We start from the raw sequence: 12851 nt of genomic DNA, 5'->3' as shown, positions 1-12851 counted from the left end.
GAAAGCTTGTCATGACGCTTCAATCCAAATCCGCATTCCGTCTGGAAACGACCTGGGCACCGGCCACCGCCACCGACAAGCTCGCCTATTCGCTGACGCTCACCAATTTGTCGTCGAAGGCCATCGAAGGTTTTCGGCTGTGCGTCAGCGGCCCGGCCCGCATCGATCCGGCCGTCACCGTTGAAGGCGGCAGGCTTTCGGAACGGCTGTCCAACCATTCCGAATTCGCGCCGCCAGACGGTTTCGTGCTGCAGCCGCGTGAGACATGGACCGTCACCGCGCACGGGCTGAGCTATCCGCTGCGGCACTGGACCGACGGCGCCACCGCTGCCTACCTCGTGCTTGCCGATGGCACCGTTGCCCCAGTTGCGTTAGGTCCGACCAAGGCGATCGGCGACAATGCGGTGTTGAAGCGCGGCGCCGAAATCTATCCGGTGCCCGCGCAGGCGCCTGTGCCGGTTTCGATCATACCGTGGCCGCGCACCGTTTCCGTCTCCGGCCGACGCGCTGTTCCGCAAGGTCTGGCACTTCGGCCGAAGGGAACGGCAGCCGCCGATGCCGCCGGCGCGTTCGGTGACCTTGTCGACAGCCTGTTTGCCGTCGAAGGCATTGTGCGCAACGAGGCCGAAGGCGGCTTGCCGGTCGATCTCGGCATCACGGACGGATTTGGCCCGGAAGCCTATGCGATCCGCTTTTCAGCTGATGGGGTCGCGGTTTCGGCGGGAACGAGAACCGGATTGTTCTACGGGCTGGTCACGCTCGGCCAGATCCTGCGCGGGGCGCGATCGCACCCCGAGACGTTTCTCTTCCCGGCCGAAGGCGAAATCCGCGATGAGCCGGCGCTGGGCTGGCGCGGCACGCATCTCGACGTCGCCCGGCAGTTCTACGCAACGGCCGAGATCAAGACCTTCCTGCGCATCCTTGCCTGGAACAAGCTCAACCGGTTCCACTGGCATCTGTCCGACGACGAGGCGTGGCGGGTCGAAATATCGGCCTATCCCGAGCTGACGAAAGTCGGCGCGTGGCGCGGCCATGGGTTGCCGGTGCCACCCTTGCTGGGCTCGGGCTCCGAGCCGAGCGGGGGCTACTACACCAAGGCTGCCGTGCGCGAGGTCGTCGACCTTGCCGGCCAACTCGGCATCGCGGTCGTGCCGGAGATCGACGTACCGGGGCATTGCTATGCGATGCTGCAGGCGATACCGGAGCTGCGCGATCCCGGCGAGAGCGGCGAGTATTTCTCGGTGCAGGGGTTTCCCAACAATTGCATCAATCCGGCACGGCCGGAGACCTACATTGTGCTGGAGAAAATCCTCGACGATTTGATCGAGCTGTTTCCGTTCAAGACCATCCATGTCGGCGCCGACGAGGTGCCGCTGGGCGCCTGGTCCGGTTCGCCGCAAGCGCTGGCGCGGCTCACCGAGGTTGGCGGCGAGGGGCTGGCGGTCGCTCATGCCAAGCGTCTCAACGTGGTCACCAACACGCACGGCGCCGATGAGATCGACGGCTCGGGCGCGGCGGTGCTGCAGGCCGAGTTTCTCAAGCGCATACAATCGTTCCTTGCGTCTCGCGGCTGCGTCACCGGCGGCTGGCAAGAGGCGGCGCACGGCAATGTCATCGACAAGCAGAAAAGCTACCTCTGCGGCTGGCGAACGGTCGAAGCGTCGTCCGCACTTGCGGGCGAGGGCTATGCGATGGTGGTGTGCCCCGGCCAGGTCTATTACCTCGACATGGCCAACAGTCCGGCCTGGTCGGAACCGGGTGCGGCCTGGGCCGGCTGGTCCGATCCGGAAAAGCTGTATGGCTTCGATCCTGTCGAGGGCTGGACGGACGCGCAGAAGACGAAACTGCTCGGCGTGCAGGCCTGCATCTGGTCGGAGCCGATGACCGACCGCGCCGTCTTCGACCGGCTGGTGTTTCCCCGCATCTCGGCGCTGGCGGAAACAGGCTGGACGCAGCCGGAGAGAAAGTCCTGGGAACGGTTCAAGGCGCTCGCCGGGCTGATGCCGGTGCTCTACGGGGCGACCTAGCAACCTCCAGTTCGCCTAGCCGGCGTGCGGCTTTTGCAGGACGTCGAACTGCGGGTTGGTCTCGGAAAAGATCGGCAGCGCGGCGGCACCAAGAACCGAAGTGTCCTTGCCGGCGGCGCCGACAAGGACACGCGGCACGGTGCGGGCGCTGGTCGAGCTGACCGAGAGGTACAAGGGGTCGAGCCGGCTGGCCAGGAGCTCGATGACGCCGACCGGCATGAAACCGCCGAGGACCACGGTTTCGGGATCGAGCGCGAGTTCGAGCATGTTGATCGCCTGGCGCAGCGGATCGATTGCCTGGACGACCCATGCTTCCAGACTGTCGCCATTGGCCAGCAATGCCTGGAGCAATTCCGGCGAGGCATGATCGGGGTCGGGGATTTCCAGGCACTCATAGGCGGCGCGCAACGAGACATAGCGTTCGAGACAGCCGCGCTTGCCGCAGCCGCATTCGAGGCCGCCGGGCTTGACGATCATGTGGCCGATCTCGCCGGCATTGTGGCGGCTGCCCTTGTAGAGATGGCCGTCCAGGAACAGGCCGGCGCCAAGGCCGGTGCCGATGAACAAATAGACGAAGCTGCCGAGGTTGCGGGCAACGCCATAGAGCCGCTCGCCGATGGCGGCGGCGGTGGCATCGTTCTCGACCGTTACTGGAATGCCGGTCAGCCGCTGCAGCTCTTCGGCGACGGGGAAATCCTGCCAGCCGGGCAGGGCGGTCGGCCCGACCGAGGTCATGCCCTCGACGTCGAACGGACCCGGCATCGCCATGCCGATGCCAAGCAGGCGGCTGCGGTCGAAACGAAACTTGCGCATCAGGTCGCCGGCTATCGCGGCCAGCAAGGGCATCGCCTGCGCCGGCGCCGGCCGGTCGACCGGGCGCTCGATGCGGGCGCGAACCGTGCCTGACAGATCGGTGATGACGCCGACCGCCAGCTGGTGGTCGAGCTGCAAACCGATCGAATAGCCGCCGTCGGGATTGATGGAGTAGGGGACCGCCGGCTGGCCGCGTGCGCCTTTCAGCGTGGCTTGCGCGCGAAGCAGCTGTTCCCGCTCGAGTTCCTCGACGATGTTGGAGATTGTCTGCGTGCTCAGTGCCGTCAGGCGCGCGATTGCCGCCCGCGACAAGGCACCGTTGGTCCTGATCGCTTCGATCACGACGCGGCGATTGTGTGACTTGGCCTGTTCGAGATTGGTGCCAGCGATGGCTTTTCTAGGGGGCATGTGCGCGTTACCAACGAACCTTCCGCAGAAAACAAATCAAGTTGATTTAATTATACGCAATGGTAGCTACCACTTCTAGCGGGTTTCGCAATGGCAGCGCCATCGTGCCACGCGCGGATCAGCATTATTTGATGCCATCAGCGCAGCCGGCCGACGCCGAGATCGGCGAGCAACGGCTTTGCATTCCATCCGCCACTTCCATATATCGCAAGGCATGAAAAAAATCGGTTTCCTGTCATTCGGGCACTGGACGCCCTCATCGCAATCACAGACGCGGTCGGCATCGGACGCGCTGCTGCAGTCCATCGACCTAGCCGTCGCCGCCGAGCAACTGGGCGCGGACGGCGCCTATTTCCGTGTCCATCATTTTGCTCGTCAGCTCGCTTCGCCGTTCCCGCTGCTGGCAGCCGTCGGCGCGAAGACCAGCCGCATCGAGATCGGCACCGCGGTCATCGACATGCGCTACGAAAATCCGCTCTACATGGCCGAGGACGCCGGTGCTGCCGACATCATCGCCGGCGGCCGCCTGCAGCTTGGCATCAGCCGCGGCTCGCCGGAGCAGGTGATCGACGGCTGGCGCTATTTCGGCTACGCCCCGGCGGAGGGACAGAGCGACGCCGACATGGCGCGGCATCACGCCGAGGTGTTCCTCGATACGCTGCGGGGCGAGGGGTTCGCTCAGCCCAATCCACGGCCGATGTTCCCCAATCCGCCCGGCCTGCTGCGGCTCGAGCCGCATTCTGAAGGCTTGCGCGAGCGGATCTGGTGGGGTGCGGCCACCAACGCCACTTCGGAATGGGCGGCGAAACTGGGCATGAACCTACAGAGTTCGACGCTCAAATTCGACGAGAGTGGCAAGCCGTTCCACATCCAGCAGGCCGAGCAGATCCGGGTCTACCGCGAGGCATGGAAGGCGGCCGGCCATCAGCGCGAGCCGCGCGTGTCGGTCAGCCGCAGCATCTTCGCGCTGGTCGACGATCGCGACCGCGCCTATTTCGGGCGCGGCAACCAGAGCAGCGACCAGATCGGCTTCATCGAGGAGAACACCAAGGCGATCTTCGGGCGCAGCTACGCCGCCGAACCGGATGTGCTCATCAAGGAATTGGCGAAGGACGAGGCGATCGCCGAGGCCGACACCCTGCTGCTCACCGTGCCCAACCAGCTCGGCGTCGACTACAATGCCCATGTCATCGAGGCGATCCTGACCCATGTCGCTCCGGCGCTGGGCTGGCGCTGACACCGATCGATCAGGCGGACTGCTACAGGGAGGACAACATGCCGAAGAAAGCCTTGATCGCCTGGGGAGGTTGGCAAGGGCATACGCCGGAACAGAGTGCGAAGGTCGTGCGCGGTCTGCTCGAGCGCAACGGATTCGACGTCACGCTGGGCGAGGGCACGGCGATGTTCGCCGATCCGAAGCTCAGCGCATTCGATCTCATCGTGCCCGTGATCACGATGTCGACGATCGAAAAGGCCGAACTTCAGAATCTGGTTCTCGCGGTTCGCCAGGGCAGTGGCCTTGGCGGATTTCACGGTACGATGTGCGACAGTTTCCGCAACGAAGCCGATTATCAGTTCATGACCGGCGGCCAGTGGGTCGCGCATCCCGGCGACATCATCGACTATACGGTCGCCGTCACCAGGCCGGATGATCCGATCACAAGCGGCGTCCGTGATTTCGCCTACCGATCGGAGCAGTATTACATGCATGTCGATCCGGGCAACGAGGTGCTCGCCACAACCACCTTCACCGACCAGCACTTTCCGGGAATAGGCGGCGTCGTCATGCCGGTGGTCTGGAAGCGTCGCTATGGGGCTGGAAAGGTCTTCTACAGCGCGCTGGGTCACAATGCCGACGAGTTCGCGGTGCCGGAAATGGCCTTGATTGTCGAGCGCGGCCTTGTCTGGGCCGCCCGCTAGGTTGGATGCGGAAGGGAGGACGGGACCTTGACGGTATCGGTTAAAGACCTGCCGCTGCACACGCCGATCGATGGCCGGCACCGCAAGATGCTGATCGATGGCCTCTGGTGCGACGCGCTCGGCGGCCGGACTTTCGAGACGCGCAATCCCGCCACCGGCGCCGTGATCGGGACCCTGCCGCTCTCCGATTCAGGCGATATCGACCTCGCGGTGGCGGCGGCGCGGCGCGCCTTCGACGGACCCTGGAGCCGGTTCAAGCCCTATGAGCGCCAGCTGCTGCTGCTCAGGATTGCCGACCTGATGGAGCGTCACTGGGAGGAGATCGCGCTTTCCGACACGACGGACATGGGCATGCCCATCGTGCGCACGCTGGCCAACAAGAACCGCGTGCTCGGCATGCTGCGCTTCTACGCCGGCATGGCGACGTCGATCCATGGCCACTCGATCGGCAATTCGCTGCCGGGCGAGATCGTCTCCTACACGCGCAAGGAGCCGGTCGGCGTGGTCGGCGCGATCATTCCCTGGAATGCGCCGACAGCCGCGTCGATCTGGAAGATCGGCCCAGCGCTGGCGGCCGGCTGCACCATCGTGCTGAAGCCTTCCGAGGAAGCGCCGCTGACGCCGCTGTTGATCGGCGCGCTGATGATGGAGGCCGGCGCGCCTCCCGGCGTCGTCAACATTGTCACCGGCACCGGCGCGGAAGCCGGCGCGCCGCTCGCCGCCCATATGGACGTCGACAAGATCGTCTTCACCGGCTCCACAGTGACCGGCCAGAGCATCCTGCGCGCCTCGGCCGGCAACATGAAGCGCGTCTCGCTGGAACTTGGCGGCAAGTCGCCGGTCATCGTCTGCGCCGACGCCGATCTCGAGCGCGCCGTGCCGGTAGCGGCAATGTCTGTGTTCGCCAATTCCGGCCAGATCTGCATCGCCGGGTCGCGGCTGTTCGTCGAACGGCCGATCTACGAGGAATTTGTCGAACGGGTCTCGGCCTATGCGGCAAAACTCAGGATCGGCGACGGGGCCGACCCTGAAACCGAGATCGGGCCGCTGATTTCGCCCAAGCAGCTCGAACGCGTCACCGGCTACATCGAGGACGGCACCAGGCAAGGTGCCCGGCTGGTCACCGGCGGCAACCGCATCACGCAAGGCGGGCTCGGTGCGGGCAACTTCATGGCGCCCAGTGTGTTCTCGGGCGTTACCGATGACATGCGCATTGCCCGCGAAGAGATCTTCGGCCCGGTCATCTCGGCGCTGCCCTTCGACACGCTGGACGAGGTGGTTCGGCGCGGCAACGACACGCCTTATGGGCTGGGTGCCGGCGTGTTCACCCGCGACGTCGGCAAGGCGCACCAGCTGGCAAACCGCCTGCGCGCCGGCTCGGTCTGGGTCAACACCTATCATGCAATCGACCCGGCGGTGCCCTTCGGCGGCTACAAGATGAGCGGCTACGGGCGCGAGGGCGGGGCCGAGCATCTCGACGAATATCTCAATACCAAGGGCGTCTGGATCAGGACGGACTGAGAGACCGTTTGGAAACTCTACTCCTGCGGCCATCTGGCGGCGCTTTCTGCGCTTCCGGTGCTCACGTACTCAAATGTACGTTCCGCTCCGGTTCTCGAAAACACCACCATATGACTCGCAGGAGCGAGTTTCGAAACAGTCTCTGGACGCCGCGCGATCCGCAAGGCCGCAGTCACCCGATGCCGCCCGTGACCGCGTACGCGCCGGCGGTGCGGCCATCCTCCAGCCGCACCACCGCTGTCACGATCGAGCCATACGAGCCGCGCCAGACGCTGTGGAAGCGGTGATGCTCGGCGGCCGGGACTAGCGCACTCCCGCTGAAGCGCGCGCCGCTTCTCTGCAGCGCGACGGCCTCTCCGTTGACGTGCAGCTGGATGCTGGCCGTATCGGTCGCTTCGCCAGGCAGGTCGAGCGTGATGACAATCTCGTCCTGATCACCCGAAGCCCGCGTCTCGGCGACAAGCGTGATGGCGAGCGGGGGCGCCTCGCTGTTCAGGGCTTGGCCGGGACGGCCTGCAAAGACATCGTCGGCCAATTCGGGCGTGCGCGGAGGACGGGTGCGGCGCTGACTGGAGCGCTCGAAATCGCCGGCCATGCGCAGCAGCTTTTCGTCATCATAGGCCTTGCCGGCAAAAGTGATGCCGACCGGCATGCCGATGTCGGCCATCGTTCCCATCGGTACGGTGACGGTCGGAATGCCGAAATGGCGCCAGACCAGATTGCCGTTGGCGACCCAGGTGCCATTGCGCCAGGCAAGCGCGGCCGACGCCTCGTTGACATCGGCATCGGCCGACCCGACATCGGCGGCGGCGGGCAGCACCACGGCATCGATGCCGTGGAGGTCCAGCCAGTCCTCGAAATCGATCCGCCTTGTCGTTTCTAGTCCCTTCAGACCGTCCTCGAGTGTCGGAATGTCCACTGCGGGCGTGACACCGGATCGCGCCCGCTCAACGTACTCCGCCAAGTCAAAGCCGCCCTCATAGCGGTCGGGCAGTGTGCCCGGCGGCTGTGGAAAGATCTTTGCGCCGTCGACCGAGACGAGATCGGGCAGTGCCGGGTCGGCATTGGCGCGCAGAAAATCGTCCCAGCCCCAGATGCAGAGATCCCAGATTTCGCGGTTGGCGAATTCTTCTGGCACCAGGCCGCGCTCGGCCATGGTGCGCGCGCCGGGGCGGTCGCGCTCATAGTTGGAGACGACGGGAAAATCGACCTCAATCACCTCGGCGCCTAGCCGCGTGAGATCCGCCGCCGCCTGTTCCCACAGCGCAAGCACCGAGGCGCGGGTCTCGATCGGCCGATCCGCCCCGCTGTCGCGGCCGATATACATTTTGGGCACGCCGAGGCGCATGCCTTTCAGCGACCCCGCAAGCGCCAGATCAGTATAGCGTCGCGGCCGCACATCGGAGCTCTTCGGCAACTTGACCCAAGGCTGCGCGCGCCAGAAATCCCCTCGCGTCTCGGGATCGTCGGCAACGATGATTTCGAGCAGTTCGAGCATGTCTGGCAGGCTGCGCGTATGCGGCACCACGACATCCATGGTTGGCACCAGCGGCCAGTTGCCGCGCACCGAAATGATGCCGCGCGACGGCGTGTAGGCGACCAGCGCGTTGTTGGTGGCCGGCGCCCGACCGGACGACCAGGTTTCCTCGCCCAGCCCGAAGGCGCAGAAGCTGGCCGATGTCGCCGTGCCGGAGCCGTTGGACGAGCCCGACGCGAAGGCGGCGGTCAGGAAGTCGGCATTGTAGGGACTTTCGGCGCGGCCATAGACGCCGCGCTGCATGCCGCCATTGGCCATCGGCGGCATGTTGGTGAGGCCGATCAGCACGGCGCCGCCGGCGCGCAGCCGGGCGATGGTGAAAGCATCCTCGTTGGCGATGAGATGCTCGAAGGCCGGCGAGCCGGCGGCCACGGTCAGACCGGCGACCTTGTAGCTGTCCTTGGCGGTGTAGGGGATGCCGTCGAGCGGTCCGAGCGTGGCACTGTTGCGGCGGCGCTGGTCGGAGGCGGCGGCCTCCTCGAACATCGCTGGATTGAGCACCGGGACCGCGTTGAGGGTAATGCCGTGGCGGTCGAAATGCGCGATGCGCCTGAGATATGCCCCGACCAGTTCGACGCTGGTGACAGCGCCGCCATCTAGCGCGCGGCGCAATTGCTCGATCGTCGCTTCGACTAGACAAAGGCTGGCATCGGTCATCACTGGTTCCAAGCTGTCGTTGCAATCCCATGGATGAGCGAGGCGGCGGGCTTCGGCAAGAGCCAATCGCGATGGGTCTTCGGCGGCATTTGGTCTTCCTGCGGCACGGCGTCCGGGCCTGGCTTGCGAAACCGCGCCGTTGGGAACTTTTGTCCGCCTGGCGATTTTGGATGTATGGTGTGATTCAGGATAGCCAGGAGGTGTTGCCGATGACCACGAAATGCTTTGCGATCTTGGCTCTCGCTATCGCGATAGGCTCAGGCCTTTCTGGTTCGGCGTTCGCCGGCGATCGGCATCACCACCAGCAGGCCCAATCCGAACGCTACGTCCCCGCCGATGACAACCTCATCAACTTCCTTTTCGGCGGCCCGCGTTATTATGACCAGCTGTTGGTTACCACGGCGGCCGGACCGTGCTCCTACGACCGCGTTGGGCCCGACGCGAATGCGCTGAACAAGATCAACGATCATCATTGCGGCAAATAAGCCGCTCAGCGCCTGTTTGGAAACTCTATTCCGGAGGTCATCTGAAGGCGTTTTTTGTGCTTCCCTACAGCGCATTCTGGGCTTGCGGCATACAAACCCACACCGTGCGCCACCGCCGTCGAAGCCATCCAGCCCGGCAACGAGCCGTTGCTGCCGTCCGCGTGAGCACAGCCGCGGATGTGGCGTCAAAAAATCATACCGTAAGAGAAACCACGCCCTGTCGTTGAAAGCGCGGGTGAGGCATGGGGAGCATGAGGGAGGCTGCATTGCGAGATGACACGATGTCTGATCGGGATGACCTGATCCGCACGGCCATCGGGCGGCTGCTTTCCGAGAAAACCGGTGCCGCCGTCAATATCGATGAGAGAGTGCATTGCCGAGCTCTTGGCGCGGACCGGTGCCGTGCTGGACGAAAACCTGCAGGACCTGCTCCTGGAAATGGCCGAAGTCCGCGGCATGATCGTCACTCTCGATGTTTAGAGCAACCCCAGGCGCCGAGCTTCGGTGAGATCGTCAAGGTGTGGCGTGGCAGCAGCGGACTTGGGGCACCGCCTAGGCCGTATACCCATAAGCGATCGACGTCTGAGAATGGTAAGAGGCGTCCGTCCAACGGCCTCACCACAGGAGGTCATCAAAACGCTTTGCCGCTCCCGCTGCGATGCGATGTGGTGCCATCGATCAAGCATGAGAAGTCCGGCTGCAACTCAACCATGATGTTGGATACGGCAGGGGCGGCGCTGCTGGGTTCCTTCTCCGCATAGGTGGCCATAATATAGACGCCGCGAGGATGCTCAGCGTTTAGCCTTGCGGTGAGATGCCAGTGTGGCCTGAGCGCGTAAAGCTTCCTGAGCAACGAAAGGAGCATGGCATCAGAGTAGGAGCCGGCCAGGATTTCGGTGGCCATCAATCTCAATTCTCCCGGATTGTCGTTCTCTTTCTCGATGACCCAACCTCGTCCACCGTGGGGCTGGCCAATGATCGCTTCTAGTGCAGGGATGTGAACACGGCGCAGCTTCTGCCTGTTGTTGCAGCGTATGTAGATGCTCCATAATATCTCGTAGTCACCTGTCCAAGGCTCCGTGCGCTCCGGCATGCCTGGGTAGAACAACTGGGGCATATCTTCGCTCGTCATCGACCTTTCATGTCCGCCTTCCACGGTGCGGTCAAGCCTGCGGCTTTCATGTTGCGCCAGTTTGTGATTCAGACTGCTCAAGAACCGATACGACCTAACCGACTTCGAATGGCGCGCGACCCAGCCGCATCTGCCCAACAAGCTGCGAGGCGTGCCGCGCGTGGATGATCGGCGGGTTCTCAATGGCATCTTCTGGGTATTGCGCTCCGGTGCGCGCTGGGCCGACCCGCCGGCACGCTATGGACCGCCCACCACGATCTACAATCGCTTCAACCGCTGGCGCAAAGCCGGTGTCTGGGACCGCCTGATGGGTACGGTCACCAAAGCCCACGACGGCAAGGTGCAGATGATCGATACCTCTATTGTTCGCGTCCACCAACAGGGTGCGACGGCAAAAAGGGGGATCGCAATCATTGTCTCGGTCGATCCCGAGGCGGGCTGACAACCAAAATCCATGCTCTTGTCGATGCCAAAGGCAGGCCGATCAAGCTGATGCTCACGGCAGGTCAGATGAGTGACATCGCATCCGCAGCGGACTTGATAACGGAATTGCCGGAAGGGGCCATGCTACTTGCCGACAAGGGCTATGATGCCAACGCCTTGCGCAATGCCGTCACCGAGCGAAGGGCTTGGGCCAACATCCCTCCCAAGGCCAACCGCAAGGACCCGATCTGCTTCAGCGCCTTCCCCTACAAGGCACGCAACCTCGTCGAGCGCTTCTTCAACAAGGCCAAGCAGTTCCGCCGGATCGCAACCCGATACGACGAACTGGCGGAAAACTACCTCGCTGCCCTCAAACTCGTCTCAGTCCGCATCTGGCTACACGATAATGAGTCTACGTCCTAACGCTGTTGGATCAGCGTCCGCGCCACATCTTTCCCCGCCGCAAGAATACGATCCGACAATTCAGTTCCTTCCACCGCGCGGGCCAGTTGCAGCGCACCGATGAGCGTTGCAAAGACACCCAGTGCGGTACCTTCCGGGTCCTTGGCCTGCGGCAGTGCTGCAGCCAACTGGCGCACCAAGGTCAGCAAGTGGTCGGTATAGACTTCGCGCGTTTCAGGTGGCTGACGCGCGAGCTCCGGCAGCAGCGCGGCGGACGCGCAGCCCTTTCCCGGATTGTCCCGGTGCTCGGCGGACAGATATGCCTCTATGCCCATCTCCGGGCCACCGGAGGCCAGTGCTTCCGCCAGTTGCTGCGACTGGATCTCCATGGCCGCCGCCACGCTTTCGCGGACAAGCTCCGCCTTGGACTGAAAGTGCGGATAGAAGGCGCCGTTGGTCAGCCCGGCGTCGCTCATGATGGTTGCCAGTCCGGACGCCGCTATGCCGTCACCGCGAAAACGGTCGGCGGCGACCTCCATGATCCGGCCCCGTGACGCGTCCTTTCGGCCCTTTTCGTAGCGCATGGCTGCGATCCCTTTCCACTATTGCATTATGACCATAATTTGATATTATGAGTGTAATTCAACTGGCGCGACAAAACTAGCCCTCATGAGTTTGGAGCACGAAATGAATATGAATTCCGGAAAAACCGCTGTCGTGACGGGAGCCTCCTCGGGCATTGGCCGCGCCACCGCCGAGGCCTTGGTGCGGGCAGGGTTCACCGTCTTCGGCACGAGCCGCCGCAAAGCCAGCAACGGCCCGGACGGCGTGACCATGCTGGTTTGCGACGTGACCGACGGTGAGGCCGTCGCTGCGCTCGTTTCGACTGTGCTCTCACAGACCGGCCGGATCGATCTCCTGGTCAACAATGCCGGTGTCGGCCTGCTTGGCGGCGCGGAGGAATCCTCGGTCGCACAGGTGCAGTCGATGTTCGACGTCAACCTGTTCGGCGTCATGCGCGCGACCAATGCGGTGTTGCCGTCGATGCGGGGACGCGGCCAAGGGCGTATCATCAACATCGGCTCGGTGCTGGGCCTCGTACCAGCACCGTATGCCGCGCACTATTCGGCGGCCAAGCACGCGCTCGAAGGCTATTCGGAATCGCTCGATCACGAGGTTCGTGCCTTCAATATTCGCGTCTCGGTCATCGAGCCGGCATTCGTGCGCACCGTCTTCGACCAGAACGGGATTGAGCCGGATTCCTTGTTGAAAGAATACGATCTGGCCCGGGCCGGGGTCGACGCTCTGCTTCGCGATGTGATGCCCAAGGCCGATCGGCCGGAAGTGGTGGCGGAGGTGGTCGTCAGGGCCGCGACCGATGCTCGCCCGCGACGCCGCTACACCGCCGGCAGGGCTGCGCGGCAGGTCAGCATCCTGCGCCGTTTTGCGCCCGCGGCGATATTCGACAAGAGCTTGCGCAAGCAGTTCCGCCTGCCGGTCTGAACATCAGCGGGGCAAGAGATTTC

Annotated in this window: 12 protein-coding genes; 8 read left to right on the top strand and 4 right to left on the bottom strand. The window is 63.9% G+C overall.

The window, feature by feature from the left end:
* The first annotated feature begins 11 nt into the window (after window positions 1-11).
* Window positions 12-2027: a beta-N-acetylhexosaminidase gene (locus AC1D08_RS12660; RefSeq protein WP_457152017.1), complete on the top strand. Its 2016-nt coding sequence runs from the start codon at window positions 12-14 to the stop codon at window positions 2025-2027.
* Between the two features lie 15 nt (window positions 2028-2042).
* Here the strand turns inward: AC1D08_RS12660 and AC1D08_RS12655 are convergent, their stop codons facing one another.
* On the bottom strand, window positions 2043-3248 hold the full coding sequence (locus AC1D08_RS12655; protein WP_477226637.1) for an ROK family transcriptional regulator: 1206 nt from the start codon (window positions 3246-3248) through the stop codon (window positions 2043-2045).
* Window positions 3249-3462: 214 nt separating this feature from the next.
* On the opposite strand from AC1D08_RS12655, the gene AC1D08_RS12650 reads away from it, so the two are divergent.
* From AC1D08_RS12650 to AC1D08_RS12640, 3 genes are all read left to right on the top strand, one after another.
* Window positions 3463-4485: an LLM class flavin-dependent oxidoreductase gene (locus AC1D08_RS12650; protein ID WP_457153188.1), complete on the top strand. Its 1023-nt coding sequence runs from the start codon at window positions 3463-3465 to the stop codon at window positions 4483-4485.
* Between the two features lie 38 nt (window positions 4486-4523).
* Window positions 4524-5168 carry a ThuA domain-containing protein gene (locus AC1D08_RS12645; protein WP_477423217.1) on the top strand — a complete coding sequence of 215 codons (645 nt, stop codon included), beginning with the start codon at window positions 4524-4526 and terminating at the stop codon, window positions 5166-5168.
* An 87-nt stretch (window positions 5169-5255) separates the two neighbouring features.
* Window positions 5256-6689, top strand: a complete 1434-nt coding sequence (locus tag AC1D08_RS12640; protein WP_477344647.1) for an aldehyde dehydrogenase family protein — start codon at window positions 5256-5258, stop codon at window positions 6687-6689.
* A gap of 172 nt (window positions 6690-6861) precedes the next feature.
* Here the strand turns inward: AC1D08_RS12640 and AC1D08_RS12635 are convergent, their stop codons facing one another.
* Entirely contained in the window at window positions 6862-8883 is a 2022-nt protein-coding gene (locus tag AC1D08_RS12635; protein WP_457153186.1) for an amidase, read from the bottom strand.
* A gap of 209 nt (window positions 8884-9092) precedes the next feature.
* Here AC1D08_RS12635 and AC1D08_RS12630 point away from each other — a divergent pair, with 209 nt between their 5' ends.
* Both AC1D08_RS12630 and AC1D08_RS12625 read left to right on the top strand, forming a co-directional pair.
* Window positions 9093-9368, top strand: a complete 276-nt coding sequence (locus tag AC1D08_RS12630) for a hypothetical protein (RefSeq protein ID WP_477423215.1) — start codon at window positions 9093-9095, stop codon at window positions 9366-9368.
* Window positions 9369-9710: 342 nt separating this feature from the next.
* Window positions 9711-9848: a hypothetical protein gene (locus tag AC1D08_RS12625; protein WP_477226641.1), complete on the top strand. Its 138-nt coding sequence runs from the start codon at window positions 9711-9713 to the stop codon at window positions 9846-9848.
* 151 nt (window positions 9849-9999) lie between these two features.
* On the opposite strand, the gene AC1D08_RS12620 is transcribed toward AC1D08_RS12625, so the two are convergent.
* On the bottom strand, window positions 10000-10581 hold the full coding sequence (locus tag AC1D08_RS12620) for a hypothetical protein (protein WP_457153184.1): 582 nt from the start codon (window positions 10579-10581) through the stop codon (window positions 10000-10002).
* Between AC1D08_RS12620 and AC1D08_RS12615 the strand changes: the two genes are divergently transcribed.
* Window positions 10574-11346, top strand: a protein-coding gene (locus AC1D08_RS12615; protein ID WP_477423349.1) for an IS5 family transposase whose coding sequence is annotated in 2 segments (ribosomal slippage) — window positions 10574-10892 and window positions 10892-11346 — 774 coding nt in all. Because the reading frame shifts where the segments join, the coding sequence is not laid out codon by codon here. The two genes, AC1D08_RS12620 and AC1D08_RS12615, sit on opposite strands and share 8 nt — an antisense overlap.
* On the opposite strand, the gene AC1D08_RS12610 is transcribed toward AC1D08_RS12615, so the two are convergent.
* The gene (locus AC1D08_RS12610; RefSeq protein WP_477226642.1) at window positions 11343-11909 is read right to left on the bottom strand and encodes a TetR/AcrR family transcriptional regulator; all 567 of its coding nucleotides are present in this window, start codon (window positions 11907-11909) and stop codon (window positions 11343-11345) included. The two genes, AC1D08_RS12615 and AC1D08_RS12610, sit on opposite strands and share 4 nt — an antisense overlap.
* Window positions 11910-12012: 103 nt before the next feature.
* On the opposite strand from AC1D08_RS12610, the gene AC1D08_RS12605 reads away from it, so the two are divergent.
* Window positions 12013-12828 carry an oxidoreductase gene (locus AC1D08_RS12605; RefSeq protein WP_477423213.1) on the top strand — a complete coding sequence of 272 codons (816 nt, stop codon included), beginning with the start codon at window positions 12013-12015 and terminating at the stop codon, window positions 12826-12828.
* The last annotated feature ends 23 nt before the right edge of the window (window positions 12829-12851 follow it).

The sequence above is a fragment of the Mesorhizobium sp. P2_E6 genome, assembly GCF_056403835.1.
The sequence above is the reverse complement of the archived record's forward strand: the minus strand, read 5'-3'. Positions and strand labels throughout refer to the sequence as shown.

Coding starts and splice junctions, on each gene's coding strand:
- AC1D08_RS12660 (WP_457152017.1), top strand. CDS start 12: ATGACGCTTCAATCCAAATCCGCATTCCGTCTGGAAACGACCTGGGCA.
- AC1D08_RS12605 (WP_477423213.1), top strand. CDS start 12,013: ATGAATATGAATTCCGGAAAAACCGCTGTCGTGACGGGAGCCTCCTCG.
- AC1D08_RS12635 (WP_457153186.1), bottom strand. CDS start 8,883: ATGACCGATGCCAGCCTTTGTCTAGTCGAAGCGACGATCGAGCAATTG.
- AC1D08_RS12645 (WP_477423217.1), top strand. CDS start 4,524: ATGCCGAAGAAAGCCTTGATCGCCTGGGGAGGTTGGCAAGGGCATACG.
- AC1D08_RS12655 (WP_477226637.1), bottom strand. CDS start 3,248: ATGCCCCCTAGAAAAGCCATCGCTGGCACCAATCTCGAACAGGCCAAG.
- AC1D08_RS12650 (WP_457153188.1), top strand. CDS start 3,463: ATGAAAAAAATCGGTTTCCTGTCATTCGGGCACTGGACGCCCTCATCG.
- AC1D08_RS12610 (WP_477226642.1), bottom strand. CDS start 11,909: ATGCGCTACGAAAAGGGCCGAAAGGACGCGTCACGGGGCCGGATCATG.
- AC1D08_RS12630 (WP_477423215.1), top strand. CDS start 9,093: ATGACCACGAAATGCTTTGCGATCTTGGCTCTCGCTATCGCGATAGGC.
- AC1D08_RS12640 (WP_477344647.1), top strand. CDS start 5,256: ATGCTGATCGATGGCCTCTGGTGCGACGCGCTCGGCGGCCGGACTTTC.